Origin of the sequence: Mycobacterium sp., assembly GCF_032159775.1 — a bacterium.
In the GTDB taxonomy this organism is placed as follows: Bacteria; Actinomycetota; Actinomycetes; order Mycobacteriales; family Mycobacteriaceae; genus Mycobacterium.
Window position 1 is genome coordinate 124,903 of sequence record NZ_JAVHWK010000110.1, and the last position, 18,928, is coordinate 143,830.

21 protein-coding genes are annotated in these 18,928 nt (G+C 66.0%); 11 read left to right on the plus strand and 10 right to left on the minus strand.

Annotated elements, in window-relative coordinates; genetic code table 11:
• Positions 1–72 precede the first annotated feature (72 nt).
• Both QOJ24_RS13090 and QOJ24_RS13095 read left to right on the plus strand, forming a co-directional pair.
• Positions 73–588: a hypothetical protein gene (locus QOJ24_RS13090; RefSeq protein WP_526261775.1), complete on the plus strand. Its 516-nt coding sequence runs from the start codon at positions 73–75 to the stop codon at positions 586–588.
• A gap of 19 nt (positions 589–607) precedes the next feature.
• Positions 608–1,324, plus strand: coding sequence for an acetoacetate decarboxylase family protein (locus QOJ24_RS13095; protein ID WP_526261777.1), 717 nt, complete (start codon positions 608–610; stop codon positions 1,322–1,324).
• On the opposite strand, the gene QOJ24_RS13100 is transcribed toward QOJ24_RS13095, so the two are convergent.
• Positions 1,321–2,352 (minus strand): LLM class F420-dependent oxidoreductase, encoded by a 1,032-nt coding sequence (locus tag QOJ24_RS13100; RefSeq protein ID WP_526261779.1) that lies wholly within the window; start codon positions 2,350–2,352, stop codon positions 1,321–1,323. The two genes, QOJ24_RS13095 and QOJ24_RS13100, sit on opposite strands and share 4 nt — an antisense overlap.
• A 59-nt stretch (positions 2,353–2,411) precedes the next feature.
• Between QOJ24_RS13100 and QOJ24_RS13105 the strand changes: the two genes are divergently transcribed.
• From QOJ24_RS13105 to QOJ24_RS13125, 5 genes are read left to right on the plus strand one after another with little or no spacing between them, the layout of a single operon-like run.
• Positions 2,412–3,407, plus strand: a complete 996-nt coding sequence (locus QOJ24_RS13105) for a Zn-ribbon domain-containing OB-fold protein (RefSeq protein WP_526261781.1) — start codon at positions 2,412–2,414, stop codon at positions 3,405–3,407.
• Complete coding sequence (locus QOJ24_RS13110) at positions 3,391–4,476, plus strand: beta-ketoacyl-[acyl-carrier-protein] synthase family protein (RefSeq protein WP_526261818.1); 1,086 nt, start codon at positions 3,391–3,393, stop codon at positions 4,474–4,476. Before QOJ24_RS13105 ends, QOJ24_RS13110 begins: the two co-directional genes overlap by 17 nt.
• On the plus strand, positions 4,477–5,658 hold the full coding sequence (locus QOJ24_RS13115; protein ID WP_526261783.1) for a thiolase family protein: 1,182 nt from the start codon (positions 4,477–4,479) through the stop codon (positions 5,656–5,658).
• Positions 5,659–5,663: 5 nt separating this feature from the next.
• Positions 5,664–6,542: a TIGR03619 family F420-dependent LLM class oxidoreductase gene (locus QOJ24_RS13120; protein ID WP_526261820.1), complete on the plus strand. Its 879-nt coding sequence runs from the start codon at positions 5,664–5,666 to the stop codon at positions 6,540–6,542.
• On the plus strand, positions 6,542–6,946 hold the full coding sequence (locus QOJ24_RS13125) for a nuclear transport factor 2 family protein (protein WP_526261785.1): 405 nt from the start codon (positions 6,542–6,544) through the stop codon (positions 6,944–6,946). The genes QOJ24_RS13120 and QOJ24_RS13125 overlap by 1 nt, the downstream gene beginning before the upstream one ends.
• On the opposite strand, the gene QOJ24_RS13130 is transcribed toward QOJ24_RS13125, so the two are convergent.
• The gene (locus QOJ24_RS13130) at positions 6,943–7,485 is read right to left on the minus strand and encodes a gamma carbonic anhydrase family protein (RefSeq protein WP_526261787.1); all 543 of its coding nucleotides are present in this window, start codon (positions 7,483–7,485) and stop codon (positions 6,943–6,945) included. The two genes, QOJ24_RS13125 and QOJ24_RS13130, sit on opposite strands and share 4 nt — an antisense overlap.
• Before the next feature lie 98 nt (positions 7,486–7,583).
• Between QOJ24_RS13130 and QOJ24_RS13135 the strand changes: the two genes are divergently transcribed.
• Both QOJ24_RS13135 and QOJ24_RS13140 read left to right on the plus strand, forming a co-directional pair.
• Positions 7,584–8,747, plus strand: coding sequence for a 3-ketosteroid-9-alpha-hydroxylase subunit A (locus tag QOJ24_RS13135; RefSeq protein ID WP_526261789.1), 1,164 nt, complete (start codon positions 7,584–7,586; stop codon positions 8,745–8,747).
• Complete coding sequence (locus tag QOJ24_RS13140) at positions 8,744–9,238, plus strand: hypothetical protein (RefSeq protein ID WP_526261790.1); 495 nt, start codon at positions 8,744–8,746, stop codon at positions 9,236–9,238. Before QOJ24_RS13135 ends, QOJ24_RS13140 begins: the two co-directional genes overlap by 4 nt.
• Here QOJ24_RS13140 and QOJ24_RS13145 read toward each other — a convergent pair whose 3' ends face one another.
• Genes QOJ24_RS13145 through QOJ24_RS13155 form a run of 3 tightly spaced genes read right to left on the minus strand, consistent with a single transcriptional unit; the run spans position 9,239 to position 12,284 of the window.
• The gene (locus QOJ24_RS13145) at positions 9,239–10,387 is read right to left on the minus strand and encodes a sulfotransferase (protein ID WP_526261792.1); all 1,149 of its coding nucleotides are present in this window, start codon (positions 10,385–10,387) and stop codon (positions 9,239–9,241) included. It lies immediately after the preceding gene.
• Positions 10,384–11,160 carry an SDR family NAD(P)-dependent oxidoreductase gene (locus QOJ24_RS13150; RefSeq protein WP_526261794.1) on the minus strand — a complete coding sequence of 259 codons (777 nt, stop codon included), beginning with the start codon at positions 11,158–11,160 and terminating at the stop codon, positions 10,384–10,386. The genes QOJ24_RS13145 and QOJ24_RS13150 overlap by 4 nt, the downstream gene beginning before the upstream one ends.
• Positions 11,157–12,284, minus strand: coding sequence for a hypothetical protein (locus QOJ24_RS13155; protein ID WP_526261795.1), 1,128 nt, complete (start codon positions 12,282–12,284; stop codon positions 11,157–11,159). The genes QOJ24_RS13150 and QOJ24_RS13155 overlap by 4 nt, the downstream gene beginning before the upstream one ends.
• Before the next feature lie 87 nt (positions 12,285–12,371).
• Between QOJ24_RS13155 and QOJ24_RS13160 the strand changes: the two genes are divergently transcribed.
• Positions 12,372–13,295 carry an IclR family transcriptional regulator gene (locus QOJ24_RS13160; RefSeq protein WP_526261797.1) on the plus strand — a complete coding sequence of 308 codons (924 nt, stop codon included), beginning with the start codon at positions 12,372–12,374 and terminating at the stop codon, positions 13,293–13,295.
• Here the strand turns inward: QOJ24_RS13160 and QOJ24_RS13165 are convergent.
• The 5 genes from QOJ24_RS13165 to QOJ24_RS13185 all read right to left on the minus strand — a co-directional run bounded on the left by QOJ24_RS13165 (position 13,292) and on the right by QOJ24_RS13185 (position 18,697).
• Entirely contained in the window at positions 13,292–13,702 is a 411-nt protein-coding gene (locus QOJ24_RS13165) for a hemophore-related protein (protein WP_526261798.1), read from the minus strand. The genes QOJ24_RS13160 and QOJ24_RS13165 overlap by 4 nt on opposite strands.
• 130 nt (positions 13,703–13,832) lie before the next feature.
• Complete coding sequence (locus QOJ24_RS13170; RefSeq protein ID WP_526261822.1) at positions 13,833–15,914, minus strand: RecQ family ATP-dependent DNA helicase; 2,082 nt, start codon at positions 15,912–15,914, stop codon at positions 13,833–13,835.
• Positions 15,911–16,966, minus strand: a complete 1,056-nt coding sequence (gene dmpG, locus QOJ24_RS13175; RefSeq protein WP_526261799.1) for a 4-hydroxy-2-oxovalerate aldolase — start codon at positions 16,964–16,966, stop codon at positions 15,911–15,913. Before dmpG ends, QOJ24_RS13170 begins: the two co-directional genes overlap by 4 nt.
• Positions 16,963–17,883 (minus strand): acetaldehyde dehydrogenase (acetylating), encoded by a 921-nt coding sequence (locus QOJ24_RS13180; RefSeq protein ID WP_526261801.1) that lies wholly within the window; start codon positions 17,881–17,883, stop codon positions 16,963–16,965. Before QOJ24_RS13180 ends, dmpG begins: the two co-directional genes overlap by 4 nt.
• Before the next feature lie 28 nt (positions 17,884–17,911).
• Entirely contained in the window at positions 17,912–18,697 is a 786-nt protein-coding gene (locus QOJ24_RS13185) for a 2-keto-4-pentenoate hydratase (RefSeq protein WP_526261803.1), read from the minus strand.
• 86 nt (positions 18,698–18,783) lie between these two features.
• Here QOJ24_RS13185 and QOJ24_RS13190 point away from each other — a divergent pair.
• Positions 18,784–18,928, plus strand: a 145-nt coding sequence (locus QOJ24_RS13190; protein WP_526261824.1) for an FAD-dependent oxidoreductase, incomplete at its 3' end; no start/stop codon positions are given.

The window sequence follows — 18,928 nt, forward strand, 5'->3', positions numbered from 1 at the left end:
CCTGCCTCCATCGGTTGATAAGCGAATCTAGACGACCCGTCAACCGGCTCATCTGCGTTACGGTGATTCGGCATGCCCGCCAGCAGGGCCACCGTCGCCGTCGTCGTACTCACAACGGCCGTCGGACTTGCCGGATGCGGTAAGTCGGACGACAAGTCTCCCGCCTTCGGGTCGTCGCAGTCCAGCGCCGCTCCCGCCGCGGCCGGCATCGACGCCTGCAAGCTGATCAGCGCCGAGGACATCACCAAGTTGCTCGGCAACCCGATCGAGGGCAAGCCGCTGGGCGCCAACCCCGAGATGCCCGCCTGCACCTGGGAGAACCGCGACAGCTACGAGTCGGTCACCGCGGAGATCGGCAACCCCGGCACCGCGATCAACGGCACGCTTGCCCCACCCGAACCCGGGTTTCCCGAGGTCGGCACACCCGGCCCCGACGGCATGCGCTTCCTCGCCAGCGGCATGGTCGAATTCCCGGCCGGCGGTCGCTCGAACACCGTGCAGGTCGCCGTCCTCGCGCTGATAGGCCAGGACGCTGACAACGCCGCCGTCGACCTGGCGCACAAGATCGGCGCCCAGCTGCCGCCGTAGCCGAACTACAGTGTCGTGCATGCCTGAGTCCCAGCACACCGTCGCCGGCACCGTGCTCACCATGCCGATCAGGGTCCGCAAGGCCGATGTGCACAGCGCCATGTTCGCCGTCGATGCGGACGCGGCGCAGCGTCTCATCGACTACAGCGGGCTGCGCGTCTTCGAGCTCCGGCCGGGCCGCGCTGCGATCAATCTTCTTCTGACCCGGTTCGTCGACTGCGATCTCGGGCAGTACAACGAGTTCTCGTTCTGCGCGATGGTGCAGCCACCGGGAAGCGACGTTCGCGGGCTGCGGGGATTCGGCACGGCAGGCACCTTCGTGCACCGCATGACGGTCGACGGGGCCTTCACGCTGGAGGCGGGCAGACAGATCTGGGGATACCCGAAGGTGATGGCGGACTTCACCGTTCGAGACGGCAATCCGTTCGCGTTCGATGTCAGCGTCGATGGATCGCTTGTCGCCGAGATGGAGATCGGCCGAGGGCTGCCCGTGCCGATGCCGTCGAAACCGCAATCGCTGCTCACCTACACCAGCCTGGACGGCAGGACCCGCGAGACCGCCGCCGAACAGCTGTCGTCGGGATTCCGCGCCCGCATCCGAGGCGCCTCCATCAAGCTGGGCGATCACCCGATCGCCACGGAGCTGGAATCGCTCGGGCTACCCAAGAAGGCGTTCGCCTGCATGTCGATCGCCAACGCGGACATGACGTTCGGCGACGCAACCGACGTCGGCTAGATCAAGGTGGCGAGCTCGCGGATCTGATCTGCGTCGCGGCCGGTCACCAGCATCATGGTGACACCGGCGGCCTCCCACGCCTTGATCTGCTCGCGCACGTGATCGAGGTCACCGACGATTGCGGCGTCGTCGACCAACTCGTCGGGGATCACCGATGCCGCTTCGTCCTTGCGGTCGGTGCGGAACAACGCCGTCACGTCGTCGACCACGTCGGCGTAGCCCATCCTGCGATACACGTCGGCGTGGAAGTTGGTGTCCTCGGCGCCCATTCCCCCCATGTACAGCGCCAGGTACGGCTTCATCGCGGCGAACGCGGCGGCGCGGTCGTCGGTGATGACGATGTTGGCCGTCGCGCAGATCTCGAAATCCTCGCGGCTGCGCCGAGCGCCGGCACGGGCGAAGCCCTCGTCGAGCCACTCGTTGTAGGTGTCGGCCATCCGCGGGGTGTAGAAGATCGGCAGCCAGCCGTCGCAGATCTCGGCGGCCATCGCCACATTCTTCGGGCCCTCGGCGCCCAGCATGATCGGGATGTCGGCGCGCAGCGGGTGGGTGATCGGCTTCAGCGGTTTACCCAACCCGGTGGTGCCCTCGCCCACCAGCGGCAGCGGGTAGTGCGGGCCGTCGCTCGTCACCGGCTTCTCGCGTGCCCAGACCTGCCGGATGATGTCGACGTATTCGCGGGTGCGGGCCAGCGGCTTGGGGAACTTCTGGCCGTACCACCCCTCCACGACCTGCGGGCCTGACACGCCCAGCCCGAGGATGTGGCGGCCGCCGGAGAGGTGATCCAAGGTCAGCGACGCCATCGCGCATGCGGTAGGGGTGCGCGCGGACAGCTGCACCACAGAGGTGCCCAGCCGCAGCCTGCTGGTCGCCGAACCCCACCAGGCCAACGGCGTGAAGGCGTCGCTGCCCCACGCCTCAGCGGTGAACACGGTGTCAAAGCCCGCCTCCTCGGCCGCGGCGACCAGTTCGGGTGCATTTGCGGGCGGCTGGGCACCCCAATATCCGAGCTGCAATCCGAGCTTCATTTAGACCGCCTTCCGACCCGTCCTTGAAACCATTCTTAGAACCTGTTCTACTCGATGCCGTGACCACCAGCCCAAGCAGCCCGGTGCAGATCGACACGCATCAGCCGCCCCTTTCGGCGCCGCTGAGACTGTCGTTCGACTACACCCGTTCAGTAGGACCCGTCCTCAGCCAGTTCTTCACCGCCCTGCGCGGGCGGCGCATCGTCGGCGTACGCGGTTCGGATGGTCGGGTGCATGTCCCGCCTGCAGAGTATGACCCCGTCACCTACGAGGAGCTGACCGAGATCGTACCGGTGGCCAGCGTCGGAACCGTGGTGTCTTGGTCGTGGCAGCCCGAACCTCTGGAGGGCCAACCGCTCGATCGGCCGTTCGCGTGGGCGCTGGTCAAGCTCGACGGTGCCGACACCCCGCTGCTTCATGCGGTCGACGCAGGCTCGGTCGCCGAGATGAGCACCGGGGCCCGGGTGCACGTGCACTGGGTCGATGAACCCGTCGGCGCGATCACCGACATCGCCTACTTCGCGCTCGGAGACCAGCCCGAAGATGTGCCCGACGCGGCAGACGACGACCGAGACCCGGTGACCATGCTCGTCGTCCCGACCACGATCGAGATCCAGCACACGGCATCCGTTCCCGAGAGCGCGTTCCTTCGCGCGCTCGAGGAGGGCAAGCTGCTCGGCGCGCGAACAGGTAGCGGCGGAAAGGTGTACTTCCCGGCCCGGGAAGCCGACCCCGCGACGGGCCAGCAGCTCGACGAGTACATCGAGTTGCCGGACAAGGGAACCGTGACGACGTTCGCGATCATCAACATCCCGTTCGCCGGCCAGCGCATCAAGCCGCCGTACGTTGCGGCCTACGTGCTGCTCGACGGCGCCGACATCCCGTTCCTGCACCTGGTGACCGAGATCGACGCGGCCGATGTGCGGATGGGAATGCGGGTCGAGGCGGTGTGGAAACCCCGCGAGGAGTGGGGGCTCGGCATCGACAACATCGACTACTTCCGGCCGACGGGCGAGCCCGACGCCGACTACGAAACCTATAAGCACCACCAGTGAGGATTCTTCTTCCGTGACTGAAGTAGCTGTTGTCGGCTTTGCGCATGCCCCGCATGTGCGCCGCACCGAAGGCACCACCAACGGCGTCGAGATGCTGATGCCATGCTTCGCCGAGTTGTACGCCGACCTCGGCATCGAGCAGACCGACATCGGGTTTTGGTGCTCTGGATCCTCGGATTACCTTGCCGGGCGGGCGTTCTCGTTCCTTTCTGCGATCGATTCCATCGGCGCCGTCCCACCGATCAACGAATCACACGTCGAGATGGACGCCGCATGGGCGCTCTACGAGGCCTACATCAAGATCCTCACCGGTTCGGTCGACACGGCGCTCGTCTACGGCTTCGGTAAGTCCAGCGCGGGCGTGCTGCGTCGGGTGCTTGCGATGCAGACCGACCCGTACACGGTGGCACCGCTGGTGCCCGATGCCGTGTCGACGGCCGGCCTCCAGGCCAGGTTCGGCCTGGACTCCGGCAAGTGGACCGCCGAGCAGATGGCGCAGGTGGCGCTGGACTCCTTCGCGGTTGCCGAGCGCACCGATTCGGAAAAGCCCGCCAAAAGCATCGACGAACTGCTCGCCCGGCCCTATTTCGCAGATCCGTTGCGTCGCCACGACATTGCGCCGATCACCGACGGCGCATCGGCGATCGTGCTGGCCGCCGGCGACCGGGCTAGGGAACTGCGGGAGAACCCGGCCTGGATCACCGGCATCGAGCACCGCATCGAGACGCCGGTCCTCGGCGCCCGCGACCTGACCACGTCACCGTCCACAGCGGCGTCCGCCTCGGCCGCGACGGGTGCCGACAGCGGTTCCATCGACGTCGCCGAACTCTATGCACCGTTCACCCATCAGCAGCTGATTCTCACCGAGGCCATCGGGCTTGGTGCTTCAACGAAGATCAACCCGTCCGGTGGCGCGCTGGCCGCCAACCCGATGTTTTCGACGGGCCTCGAGCGCATCGGCTTCGCGGCCCGGCACATCTTCGACGGCTCCGCGCAGCGAGTGTTGGCGCACGCCACCAGCGGGGCGGCGCTGCAACAGAATCTGGTCGCGGTCATGGAGGGGAAGTAGATGGCAGGCAAACTGGCAGCCGTCCTGGGCACCGGGCAGACGAAGTACGTCGCCAAGCGCAAAGACGTCTCGATGAACGGCCTGGTTCGCGAGGCCATTGACAAGGCGCTGGCCGACTCCGGATCGACATTCGCCGACATCGACGCCGTGGTCGTCGGCAAGGCACCCGACTTCTTCGAGGGCGTGATGATGCCCGAGCTGTTCATGGCCGACGCGGTGGGCGCCACCGGTAAGCCGCTGATCCGGGTGCACACCGCGGGCTCGGTCGGTGGGTCGACCGCGGTTGTCGCCGCGAGCTTGGTGCAGTCCGGCAAGTACAAGCGCGTGCTGACGATGGCGTGGGAGAAGCAGTCGGAATCCAATGCGATGTGGGCACTGTCGATTCCGGTGCCGTTCACCAAGCCGGTCGGTGCGGGCGCGGGTGGTTACTTCGCCCCGCACGTGCGCAGCTACATCCGGCGCTCGGGCGCGCCGACGCATATCGGCGCGATGGTGGCGGTCAAGGACCGGCTCAACGGTGCGAAGAACCCGCTTGCCCATCTGCATCAGCCGGACATCACCCTGGAGAAGGTGATGGGGTCCCAGATGCTGTGGGACCCGATCCGTTTCGACGAGACCTGCCCGTCATCTGACGGCGCCTGCGCGTTGGTGATCGGCAACGAGGAGATCGCGGATCGCCGCGTCGCCGACGGTCACCCCGTCGCGTGGGTGCACGCCACCGCACTGCGCACCGAGCCGCTGGCGTACTCGGGTCGCGATCAGGTGAACCCTCAGGCCGGCCGCGACGCTTCGGCCGCCTTATGGCGCGATGCGGGTATCACGTCACCGATCGACGAGATCGACGTCGCCGAGGTCTATGTGCCGTTCTCGTGGTTCGAACCGATGTGGCTGGAGAACCTCGGGTTCGCCCAGGAGGGCGAGGGCTGGAAGCTGACCGAGGCCGGCGAGACGGCGATTGGTGGCCGTATCCCGTTCAACCCGTCCGGCGGCGTGCTGTCGTCGAATCCCATCGGCGCATCGGGCATGATCCGGTTCGCCGAGGCGGCCATCCAGGTGATGGGCAAGGCGGGCGAGCATCAGGTGGCAGGAGCCCGCAAGGCCCTCGGCCATGCCTACGGCGGCGGCTCGCAGTATTACTCGATGTGGGTGGTTTCCTCCGACAAGCCGGTCGATAAACCGTGAGCAAAATGCAATACACCTGCGCGGTGCCGATGTGCCCGGTCGACCAGCTTGTCGCGTTGTCGAAGACGGTCGAGGAGGCCGGATTCGACAACATCGCGCTGCCCGACTCGATCTTCTACATGGAGAAGCAGGCGGCCGACTATCCATACACACCCGACGGCTCGCGGATGTGGGACGAGAACACCCCGTGGGTCGACCCGCTGATCGCTGCGGGCGCGATGGGCGCCGTCACCTCGACGCTGCGGTTCTACACCAACGTGATGAAGCTCGGGTCCCGCAATCCCCTGCTGATGGCTCGCCAGGTCGGGTCGGTGGCGAACCTGACCAACAACCGCTTCGGATTCGGGATCGGAATCGGTTGGGCGCCCGAAGAGTTCGAGTGGTGCGGCCAGCCCTACGCCAAGCGCGGCAAACGGGTCGACGAGATGATCGAGGTGATCAAGCTCGTCCTCGGCGGCGGCATGGTCGAGTTCCACGGCGAGTTCTATGACTTCGACCGGCTGCAGATGAGCCCCGCCCCGACCGAGCCGGTGCCCTTCTATGTCGGCGGCCACACCGACGTGGCATTGAAGCGGGCGGCGCGGGTCGGCGACGGCTGGACCAGCGCGATGCTGACCGGAGCCGAGCTGGCCGACATCATCGGCAAGATCAAGAAGCTGCTCGCCGAAAACGGCCGGGCCGACGAGCCGTTCGAGTACCAGGCCGTCTGCATCGACAAGTTCGGTGTCGACGGCCACCGCGAACTGGCGGAGGCGGGAGTCACCGACAACATCGTCATGCCGTGGGTATTCGACGGCCTGGGCTTCGATGCGCCGCTGGCGGCGAAGCAGGATTCGGTGAAGCGGTTCGCCGACACCTACATTCACTCGGGTTGGCAGGACTGATGACCGACTCTCCCGTCCACCTGGCGGGCAAGCGGTCGCGCGAGGCGGCGGTGGCCCGTGACAAGGAAGCCTGGCTGGCGGTGTTCGCCGACGACGCCGTCGTCGAGGATCCGATCGGACCATCGCATTTCGACCCGGAAGGCAAGGGGCACAGGGGCAAAGAGGCAATTGCCAAGTTCTATGACATGGCGATCGCCCCGAGCGAGCTGACCTTCAACTTCACCAAGACTTATCAGTGCGGCGACGACGAAGCCAACGTCGGCAACATCGTCATCCGGTCAGGCGGGTACGAGGTCGTCGCCGAGGGCGTTTTCACCTACCGGGTGAACGACGAGGGCCAGATGGTCGCGCTGCGCGCGTACTGGGAACTCGACGCCGCCACCAAGAGCGCCCGAAAGATCTAGGGCGTTCCCGGCTCGGTGATCTCGCGCAATCCCTCGGCATAGCGCCGGGCCAGGTCCCGATACGCCTTGGGGTTGGAGTCCACCCACATCTGCGCGCCGGTGCCCGCAACGGGTCCCCTGACCTTGGCCGGCGAACCCGCCGCGACGACCTCGTCGGGGATCTTCGTGCCGCCGACCACCAGTGAATGAGCCGCGATCAAGCTGCGGGAACCGATCACCGCGCCGTCGAGCACCGTCGAATGGTTGGCGATCACCGCCTCGGCGCCGATGTGCACGCCGTGGATGACACAGCCGTGGGCGACCGTCGCCCCTGGTCCGATGTCGACCGGAATGCCTGGTGGGGCGTGTAGCACGCAGCAGTCCTGCACGTTGGCGCCTTCGCGGACGATGATGGGGGCGAAGTCGCCGCGGAGTACGGCGTTGAACCACACCGAGGCGCCCGCTTCGACGCGAACGTCGCCGACCAGCGTCGCAGTGGGTGCGATGAACGCTCCCGGATCGACCGTCGGCGAGCGGCCTTCGAACGTGAACAGCGGCATCGTCTAGATATACCGCAGGTAGATGCCGTTTACCTTGCGCGGTCACCGGGAAAAACTGTAACGTGTTCTAGTTAGAGAGCAAGGACGGGAGGCGCGACGTGACGGCTGATACGGCTCACAGCGGCATTCGCGAAATCGACACCGGTGCGCTGCCGGACCGGTACGCACGCGGTTGGCACTGCCTGGGCCCGGTGAAGGACTACCTGGACGGCAAGCCGCACGGCATCGAGATCTTCGGCACCATGTTGGTGGTCTTCGCCGACTCGCAAGGCGAGTTGAAGGTGCTTGACGGCTACTGCAGGCACATGGGCGGCAACCTGTCCCAAGGCACCATCAAGGGCGACGAGGTGGCCTGCCCGTTCCACGACTGGCGTTGGGGTGGCGATGGCAAGTGCAAGCTGGTGCCGTACGCCAAGCGCACACCGCGACTGGCCCGCACCCGCGCCTGGACCACCGACGTGCGCGGCGGACTGCTGTTCGTCTGGCACGACCACGAGGGCAACCCCCCGCAAGAAGAGGTCCGGATCCCCGAGATCCCCGAGTTCGCCGACGACGGGTGGACCGACTGGAAGTGGAACTCGATCCTGATCGAGGGCGCCAACTGCCGCGAGATCATCGACAACGTCACCGACATGGCGCACTTCTTCTACATCCACTTCGGTCTGCCGACGTACTTCAAGAACGTTTTCGAGGGCCACATCGCCTCGCAGTACCTGCACAACGTCGGTCGGCCGGACGTGAACGACCTCGGCACCTCCTACGGCGAGGCGCATCTGGACTCCGAAGCCTCGTACTTCGGCCCGTCGTTCATGATCAACTGGCTGCACAACAACTACGGGGGCTTCAAGGCCGAGTCGATCCTGATCAATTGCCACTACCCGGTCAGCCAGGATTCGTTCGTGCTGCAGTGGGGCGTCATCGTCGAAAAGCCCAAGGGGCTCGACGAGAAGACCACCGAGAAGCTTGCGACGACGTTCACCGAGGGCGTCAGCAAGGGCTTCCTGCAGGACGTCGAAATCTGGAAGCACAAGACCCGCATCGACAATCCCCTGCTGGTCGAGGAGGACGGCGCCGTGTACCAGATGCGCCGCTGGTACCAGCAGTTCTACGTCGACGTCGCCGACGTGTCACCGGATATGACGGACCGCTTCGAGATCGAGATCGACACCACCGCCGCCAACGAGAAGTGGAACGTCGAGGTGGAAGAGAACCTCAAGGTGCAGGCCGAAGAGGAAGAAAAGGCCGAGCAGCCGTCATCATGAGCCCGCGGGACAGACAGCAGACGCCGGACCCAGGCCGGACTGTCGGCCCCGCCGACGTCGACGATCTGGCCCGGGCGATGCTGGCCCTGCACGGCGCGCACGACGACGACCATGCTCACGGCGCCGACGTCGAGTCGAGCGGGTCATGGTCGAAGGCACCGGATTTCGCGTCGGACCCGGATCGTGCGGCCGCCGTTCGCAGGGCGACGCAACGGGACAGGGAGCGCTACCTGAACTCCGGTCTGGTGTCCGTCGACTGCCGGTTCTGCCACGTGTCGGTCAGCGTCAAGAAGCTGGGTCCCGCGCACACGTCGGTCCAGTGGAACTCCGAAGCGGCCCAGCGTTGTGCGTACTTCACCGAGGTACGGCAGTCCGGCGGTGAGCCCGCGCGCGCCCGCTCCTGCCCGAAGCTGGCCGACAGCATCAAACACGCTGTGGCCGAGGGTGTCCTGGAGGAGAAATCCAGCGCCCCGCCGCCAGGCGACGGCTAGTTACAGCCCTTTGAAGCGCTCCTTGACCGCGTCGGCCGTCAGCCCGTAGTCCTCGAGCGAGTAGGTGTGCTTGGGCGCACGCGGACCCTGCTTGCTCTCTTCGTCGCTCGCGTGCATGGCCGCCCTGGCCTCATCGGTCATTTCGATGCCGAAATGCCGGTAGATCGCCTCGACGGTGCGGACCGGTTCAGAAATGAGATCGAAGTAGTCCATGTCATAGAACTGCGCTGAATCATGTTTGGCCCGTTCAGCGGTGAACAACTCGAGGCCGCGTGACCACGTCTCCATCGCGTCCTGCCCGATCAACTCTCCACTGAAGCTGTTCGACCACCCTTCGGTGGTGTGTTGGGCGAGCGAGCACATCGACGCCATGATCGTCTCCACCGGCCGATGGCACTGCACCACCAACGCGTCGGGGTAAGCGGCCATCAACGCGTCGAGCGCGAACAGATGACTCGGGTTCTTCAACACCCATTGCTTCTCGGGCTCGTTGAGCCCGATCAGCGCAAGGTTCTTGCGATGTCGCTCATAGGGTTTGATCCAGTCCCGCCCAGCCAGCCACCGCGAGTACGTCGGCAGGTGTGCCAGCGTCTCGTAAGAGACCGAGTGCAGCGACTGGCGCAGCAGCTGCCAGCACTCTTCGACCTCGTCGGCGGTCATGAAGTGCAGGCCGGTGTAGTCGGGATTCTCGTTGTGCGCTTGGGTGAATCGGGCATCGAGTTCGCGGAAAACCGGGTTTTCCGACCAGGTTTCGCGCGGGGGCCGTGGCTGTGGGAACTCGGCGAGCCACAACTCGAGACCCTGGTGTCGCGGGTCAGCGCTCATCAGTCGGTGCAGAACCGTTGTTCCGGTGCGCGGCAGACCGGTGACAAAGATCGGCCGCTCGATACGCACGTCTGCGTGTTGCGGGTACTGCTTCCACGCCGCCTCGGCCAGTAGCCGCGCGACCAGCGCATTGCGGACGAAGAAGCGGTTCATCTTGCTGCCCATCTCGGTGAGATCGGCGTCGCGTCGGTAGGACTCGAGCAGAACGCCGAGCGCCTCGCGATAGTCATCGTCGTCGGAGCCGAAGTCGTCAAGCCCGCAGGCCTTGGTCGCCGAGGCGAGCAAGTCCTCTACGGTGCCGGGATCGGTGCGAGGAGCCGTCATGCCTTGTACTCCCCGCAGTTCACGTCCAGCGCCTGGCCGGTGATGCCGCTGGACAGATCGCTCGCCATGAACAGGATCGCGGAGGCCACCTCGTCCTCCGTCGGCAGCCGCTTCAGGTCGCTGTTGACCGCCGCCGCCTTGTAGATGTCGTCGACGGTCGTGCCGTACTTGCCGGCCTGGTGCTCGAAATAGCCCTTCAGCGTTCCGCCCCAGATGTAGCCGGGCAGAACCGAGTTCACCCTGATTCCCTGTTCGCCGAGCTCGGTGGCCAGAGACTGGGACATCGCCAGCAGGGCCGACTTGGCCATCTTGTAGGCGCCGTACTTGGCCTGCGAGTGCCGTACGACCATCGAGTTCACGTTGACGATCGATCCGTTGGCCTCTGCGAGTGCCGGGGTGAAGCCCTGGATCATCCGCAGTGCACCGAATGCGGTCAGCTCGATCGCGTCGCGCATGTGGTCGAAGCTGGTGTTGGCCAATGGCCTCATCGAGGGCACCCGAAAGGCATTGTTGATCAACACGTCTACCTTGCCGTATGCCTTGAGTGTCTCGTCGACAAGGTTGCTGACCTGCGCGTCCTCGGTGATATCGGTGCCCACCGTCACGGCGCGGCGCCCGATGTCGGTGACCTGCTTGGCGACATCCTCGAGGCGTTCGACGGTCCGCGCCGCCAGCACCAAGTCGGCGCCGGCTTCCGCGCATCGCCGCGCGAGCGTGGTGCCCAGTGCCGGACCGACACCGCTGATGACCACCACTTTGTCTTTGAGCATCATGCAACCATCCTGTCGCCGATCTGTTTCTGACGCAGGGCGATTCGCGCGCGCCAATCTTCATCGGAGATCTTGTTGGACTCGACGTACGGCAACGCGCCCGCCACCTTGTCGATGTCGAGCAGTTCAACGGTCGGGCCGTCGGCCTCGGTGAGTTCGCGCGACAGCCGCTGCCAGCGGAACTGCAGGTAGCCCTTGCGGTGGCCGAGCGTCTCCACCCAGTTGGTCACGCCCGGATTCGCATCGGCTATCACCATCCGGATCTTGCCGTCCGGATCCGCTTGTGCCTGAGTGCCATTCAGTGACGTCTGGTGGTTGATGTAGTCCAGCGAGATATACCAGAGGCTGCCGAGCTGAAATCCGAGATATGGCGCGTCGGTGACCGGCAGCGTGATGAGCAGGGCCTGATCGGGGTTCAGATCGAAGTGCCCGACCGACGAGTACTGAGTGGCCAACCCTCCCGGGGTGAGGCGCGGTGCGACCATCGTGTTCACCGGCAGAGTGTTGTAGAACCACTGCGGGAATTGCAGCCACGTCTTCACCCGTTGCACGAGTTGCTTTCCGGCGACCGCGTACCGCTTCTCGATCAGCTGGCGGGTCAAGGGGGGCGGCGCGGTGCCCGCGGTGTCGGTCCTGGCGATGCTGACGTAGCCACGCTGCGCGGACCAGTCGTTGTACACCTCGCGCACCAGCAACTGCGACGGACTGTTCGGCGTCACTCGCCACTCAAAGGTGCCGTCGGGTGCGATGTCGAGTTCGCGGTCGTCGAACGCCGCCTGACTGACGGGCACGTTGTCATCGGTGTACTCGCCGCCCAGCATCTGAAAGCTCAGATCGGTTGTGGTGCCGCGAGTGCCGGTGACGACGTATTCGTGGCCGGGTTGAACGCGGGTGCCGAAGTAGAGGGTGTCCGGGTTGTCGAGTCCCATCTTGGTGAACGGGCCGGTGCCGGACTGCATGAACGGATGGTCGCGGTCGTAGTGGAAGGCCAGGTGGGTGCAGCCGGCGATGCAGCCCGCCAGGTACTGCAGGCCTTCGGTCAAGTCGGCCTCGGATTCGATGAACGGAGCGGCAGCGACCAAGCGCTCGGCCTCGGCGATCGCCTCGGCAAGTGGCTGTGAGTACACCCCTAGAAACTAGAACGTGTTCTCATTTCCGTCAACGTCGCACCGCTAAATCGTTCGATATTTGGAACGCGCAGGTACATTTTTGACATGGTAGTGGCAGAGTCATCCGGTCGGGCGTCCCCGCCCACCGAGCGCGTGGTCGCCGTCCTCGATTTCCTGGCCCGCCATCCACACGGCCGGTTCGGGGTTTCTGAACTCGCCCGCCGCCTCGGCCTGAGCAAGCCGACCTGTCTGGGCATCGTCACGACGCTGACCGACTGCGCCTACTTGGTGCGTGACTCCGGGGACAAGACCTACCGACTGGGTCCGGCGCTGATCGCGCTCGGTCACACCGCACAGGAATCGCTGAGGGTGGACCCGGCCGCGAGGGCGGAGTTACGCAGGCTGTCGGCGACATCCGGCACCACCGCCGCGCTGTCCGCGGTGATCGACGACCGCATCACCGTGCTGGAACTCGTCGGTCCGCCGGGCGCCGACGTCGGTGTTCGGGTCGGGCAGAGCTATCCGTTCGCCCCGCCGGTCGGCCTGATGTTCGTGCTGTGGGACGACGTCGCGCTGCGCGACTGGCTGGCCAGGGAGCCCACGATCCCGCTGCGCACCGACGGCGAGCGAATGGACCGCGTCGTCGACGAATGCCGCAGGGCGGGCTACCTCGTCGAGCGTCTGACGGCGGGCGGACGGCGGCTCTACGCGCTGATGTCGGGTATGTCGAACAGCCTTCCCGACGAACTGCAGGCCTTACTCGGCGAGCTGATCGCCGACATCGGCGAGCGAGTTCATCTACGAAGTGAGAACCCGTCCAAGGGACAGCGCCGTCCCATCCGATTCGATATCAGCGTCATTTCGGCGCCGGTTTTCGACCACCATCAGCGCCAGGTGATGGTGGTGTCGTTGCAGATCGGCCGGGCCTTGACCGACGCGGAGATCGTCAAGCGCGCCCGCGCGCTCACGGCCACAGCCGACATCCTCACCAGCCGGCTCGGCGGGACCAAGCCGGTGTTCGATAGCTAGAGGTCTGCTAGCACCGTCAATGCGTCGGTCGGCGAGACCTGCATACCGCAGCGGTCCTTGAACGCAGCGAGAGGTGCCTGGATCGCGCGAATCTGGTCTGCCTGATCAGGGTGTGCGTCGGTGTAGTCCTCGAACTGACCGACCGCAATGAACGCAGGCTGACGCGTCGCGTCGATCAGCGCCTGGTTGGCGTCGGGATGAGCCGCGAAATATGTCGACAGCTGAGTCGTCACCGTGCTGATGGTCGATGCCAGGGTGGCGGCGTTGCAGTCATCGGTCGCAGCGGGCGCAGGCGCACTGTCTTCCGGGTCGGCGCTTGCCGCCGGAACGCCCAGCGTCGCGCAGGCCGCGCCTGCTGCAAGGGCTCCGAATACGGTCCGCCGGACACGTGTCACCGCTGAGGTCATGAGATTGCTCCTTCTGCCGAGTGAACGCCCGTTGTCAGGCGGTCGCACACCCAGGCCTATCTCCCGAATGCAGGCACCGCTAAACAGCCGCGGCGAAAAAGGTGGTTAGCCGCGCTAGCGGGTGACCGCGCTAGCTGAGGCTGGCCACCGCAAACGGCAGCACCACCGGCGCGCCGGCCTGCCGCAACACACGGGCCGACATCGTCAGCGTCCAGCCGGTGTCGGTGAAGTCGTCGACCAGCAACAGCGGACCGTCAACGGGCGGCAGCGCCGGTGCCTCCCACGACCCGTCCAGCGCAGCAACCCGGTAGGCCGAGTTGGCAGCCGTCGCGGGGCGGCGTCGAGGGTGATATCGCAGCGTGCCCAGATGCTGAAGCCGACCCAATTCGGCGAGCCGGCGCGCTAATGATGCGACAAACTGAGGGTGGCGTTCGGAATCGAGTGCCATGACCGCAGCGGGCCGCGTCTCCCACTCCCACGCCGCCAGCACGTCCACCGCCGCACGCACCACGTCATCCGGCACCTCACCGTCGGGCTCGTCAAGGACCGCACGCAGGCGCGCACCCCAGCCCAGATCCGTCAGCCTGCCGATGACCCGGCCCGCTGCGGGACCGTCGGAGATGCGGCCGCTCAAGTCGATTCCGAGGTTCTGCAGTCCCGACGGCCACTGCTTACGCGGCGTGATCTCGACTCCGGGTCGCATCAGCCGGGCCCGGGTTTGCGCGGCAGCCACGTCGTCGACGTGGGCGTCGTACCGAGCGCCGGTGCAGTTGTCGCATCGGCCGCAGCGCTCGCCGTCGACCAACTCCGGATCGTTGAGTTGTGTGCGCAGATACGTCATTCGGCAGTCGGTCGTTTCGACGTAGTCGAGCATCGCCTGTTGCTCGCGGGTACGCGCTTCGTCCAGCCTGCGGTAGCGCTCTTCGTCGTAGACCCAGTCCTGACCGGTGCCGATCCAGCCGCCTTTGACGCGCCGGACCGCACCGTCGACGTCGAGGACCTTGAGCACCATCTCCAGTCGCGTGCGGCCCATGTCGACCAGCGTCTCCAGGGCCGGCGTCGACTGGGCTCGGTCGGGCGCCAGCGCTCGAATCACGTTGCGCACCATGCCTTCGGAGGGAAATGCCACCGATGCGAAGAAGCGCCAGACGTCACGGTCCTCCTTTCCGGGCAGCAGCACCACCTCGGCGCGTTCGGTGGACCGGCCCGCGCGACCGACCTGCTGGTAGTAGGCGATCGGTGACGGCGGAGCGCCGAGGTGAACGACGAATCCGAGGTCGGGTTTGTCGAAACCCATTCCGAGGGCGGATGTCGCGACCAGCGCCTTGACGCGGTTCGCGAGGAGGTCGAGTTCGAGTTGCTCGCGCTCGGCCGCCTCGGTGGCGCCGGAGTAGGCCGCCACCGTGTGGCCGAGTTCGCGCAGCATGCTCGCGACGTCGTTGGCCTGCGCCACGGTCAGGGTGTAGACGATGCCCGAGCCCGGCAATGATTCGATGTTGGCGACCAGCCAGGCCGCGCGTGCGGTGGCGTTACCGGCGTCGACCACCGACAGCCGCAGCGACTGACGGTCCAGTCCGCCGCGCAGCACGACGGTTTCGCGGCCGCCGACACCCAGTTGGCTCCTGATGTCGGCGACGACGCGGTCGTTGGCGGTGGCGGTGGTCGCCAGCACCGGGATGCCGTCGCCGAGTTCGGCGATCAACGTACGGATGCGCCGGTAGTCGGGTCGGAAGTCGTGGCCCCAGTCGGACACGCAATGCGCCTCGTCGATGACCACGAGCCCGGCGTCACGGGCCAGCGCGGGCAACACCTCGTCCCGAAAATCCGGATTGTTGAGCCGTTCCGGGCTGACGAGTAGGACGTCGAGATCGCCCGCAGCCACCGCGCGGTGCACATCCTGCCAATCGGTGATGTTGCTCGAGTTGATGGTGGCCGCCCGCACACCGGCCCGCTGCGCGGCAGCCACCTGGTTGCGCATCAGCGCCAGCAGTGGCGACACGATCACCGTCGGGCCACGCCCTCCCGTGCGCAGCAGCTTGGCGGCGATGAAGTAGACCGCTGACTTGCCCCATCCGGTGCGCTGCACGACGAGCGCCTGCCTGCGGTCGACGACCAGGGCTTCGATGGCCCGCCATTGGTCGTCGCGCAGAACGGCGTCCGGACCGGCCAGCTGTTCGAGTAGTGCCTGGGCACTCTCACGGGTTGCGCTCAGGCCGGCTGACCCGCGTCCTGTTCGCGCTTGATCTCCAGCGCGATGTCGATGAGCTGGTCCTCCTGGCCGCCGATGAGCTTGCGCTGACCCGCGCGGTGCAGCAGCTTGTGCGCGGGCACACCGTAGCGTTCGGACTGCCGGATGGCGTGCTTGAGGAAGCTCGAGTAGACCCCGGAGTAGCCCATGATCAGCGCGTTGCGGTCGAGCAGGCATTCGGCGGGCATCGCGGGCGCGACGACCTCCTCGGCGGCGTCGGCGATGTCGAAGAAGTCGATGCCGGTCTTGACGCCGATCTTGTCGAATACCCCGATCAGCGCCTCGACGGGCGCGTTGCCTGCGCCCGCGCCGAACCGGCGGCAGGACCCGTCGATCTGCTTGGCGCCTGCCCGCACCGCCTCGATGCTGTTGGCGACGCCGAGGCCGAGGTTCTCGTGGCCATGAAAACCAACTTGAGCATCCGATCCCAATTCGGCCACCAGAGCCGAGACGCGGTCGGCCACGCCCTCGAGGACGAGTGCACCCGCGGAGTCGACGACGTACACGCATTGGCAGCCGGCGTCGGCCATGATGCGGGCCTGGGCGGCCAGCTTCTCCGGGGGGATGGTGTGGCTCATCATCAGGAAGCCGACGGTCTCGAGGCCGAGTTCGCGGGCCAGCCCGAAGTGCTGGATCGACACGTCGGCCTCGGTGCAGTGGGTCGCGATCCGGCAGATCGAGCCGCCGTTGTTCTGCGCCTCCTTGATGTCCTCCTTCGTGCCGACACCGGGCAGCATCAGGAACGCGATCTTGGATTCCTTGGCGGTCTCCGCCGCCAGCTTGATGAGCTCCTGTTCGGGCGTCTTGGAGAAGCCGTAGTTGAAGCTCGACCCGCCGAGGCCGTCGCCGTGAGTGACCTCGATGACCGGAACACCCGCGGCGTCCAGCGCCGCGACGATCGCGCCCACCTCGTCCTTGGTGAACTGATGGCGCTTGTGGTGTGAGCCGTCGCGCAGCGACGTGTCCGTCATCCGGATGTCCCACATGGGGTTGAAATAGATGTCGTCAGTACTCATGCTTGGCCTCCTCCCGCGGTGGCAGACAGGCTCTCTTTGGCGATCTCTTCGCCGACCTTGGTCGCCGCCGCGGTCATGATGTCCAGATTTCCAGCGTAGGGCGGCAGATAGTCGCCCGCACCCTCCACTTCGACGAACGTGGTGACGACGTGGTTTCCACCGTTGACCATGGACGGTTCGTCGAATTGCGGCTCGTTGAGCAGCCGGTAGCCGGGGACGTAGGTCTGCACCTCGGCGACGACGTCGCGGATCGACTGTGCGATCGCGTCGTGGTCGGCGTCCTCGGGGATCGCACAGAAGATGGTGTCGCGCATGATCATCGGCGGATCGGCGGGGTTGAGGATGATGATCGCCTTGCCGCGTTTCGCGCCACCGATCGTCTCCACTCCCTTGCTGGTGGTCTTGGTGAACTCGTCGATGTTGGCCCGGGTGCCCGGTCCTGCCGAAACCGACGACACGCTCGCCACGATCTCGGCGTACGGCACGTCGACGACGCGGGACACCGCGTAGACCATCGGGATGGTGGCCTGGCCACCGCAGGTGACCATGTTCACGTTCGGCGCTTCGAGGTGTGCACGCAGGTTCGCAGGCGGAATGACTCCGGGCCCGACGGCGGCCGGCGTCAGATCGATGGCGCGGATGCCGGCCTCTGCGTACTTCGGGGCCGCGTCACGGTGCACATACGCGCTGGTGGCTTCGAACAACAGGTCCGGCTTCTCGTGGAGACCGAGCAGCCAGTCGGCACCCTCGGCGCTGGTCTCAAGTCCGAGCTTGCGGGCGCGGGCAAGACCCTCGCTGTCCGGATCGATGCCGACCATCCAGCGGGGCTCCAGCCACTCCGACCGCAGCAGTTTGTACAGCAGGTCGGTGCTGATGTTGCCCGATCCGACGATCGCGACGGATGCCTTCGAAGGCATATGTCCTCTTCTCTTGTTCGATCGTTCTCTATTCGAACGACAGGTGGACCGAACCCAGCCCGTCGAAGTCGGCGACGAAGTCGTCTCCGGGGTTGGCGTCGAACGCCTTGGTGCACGACCCGGGCAGCACGATGTCGCCTGCCTTGAGCCGCACGCCGAAGCTGTCCACCTTGCGGGCCAGCCACGCCACGGCCGTCACGGGGTTTCCCAGCACGGCGTCACTGCGGCCCTTGGCGACCACCTCACCGTTTCGGGTCAACACCGCGTCGATGCTCTGGATGTCGATGTCCTTGGGCGACACCCGCGCTTCGCCAAGCACCCAGCCGGCCGATGACGCGTTGTCGGCGATCGTGTCGCACAGCTTGATCTTCCAGTCCCTGATACGAGTATCGATCAGTTCGATGGCGGGAGCGAATGCGGCGGTGGCGGCCAGCACGTCGTCCTCGGTGCAACCCTCCCCCGGCAGATCGTCGGCCAATACGAAGCCGACCTCGACCTCGACCCGCGGGTAGAGATATCTGCCCGCGGGCACCGGCCGGTCCTCGAAGACAGCCATCTCGTCGAGCAGGTGCCCGTAGTCGGGCTCGTCGACGCCCATCATCTCCTGCATCGCCTTGCTTGACAGCCCCACCTTGTGACCGATCACCGTGGCGCCCTCCGCGACGCGCTGGCGGATGTTGATCAGCTGAATTTCGTAGGCGTCGACGACGTCGATATCGGGGTTGGCCGTGGTCAGCGGGGCGATCGGGACGCGGCTGCGCTCGGCCTCCGCCAGGTCGGCAGCGAGCACGTCACGCACGTCGACACTGAGCATTCTGGCTACTTCCCCTCGTAGTCCGCTCGCATTGATCCGACCGGGCCAGTTGTTCTGCGGCGGGGCAATTCTATAACGTGTTCTACATGACAGGACAGGAGTACGACGTCGTCGTGGTCGGCAGCGGCGCCGCCGGCATGGTCGCTGCCCTCACCGCCGCCCATCAGGGCCTTTCAACATTAGTCGTAGAAAAGGCCGCACACTACGGCGGATCCACTGCCCGATCGGGTG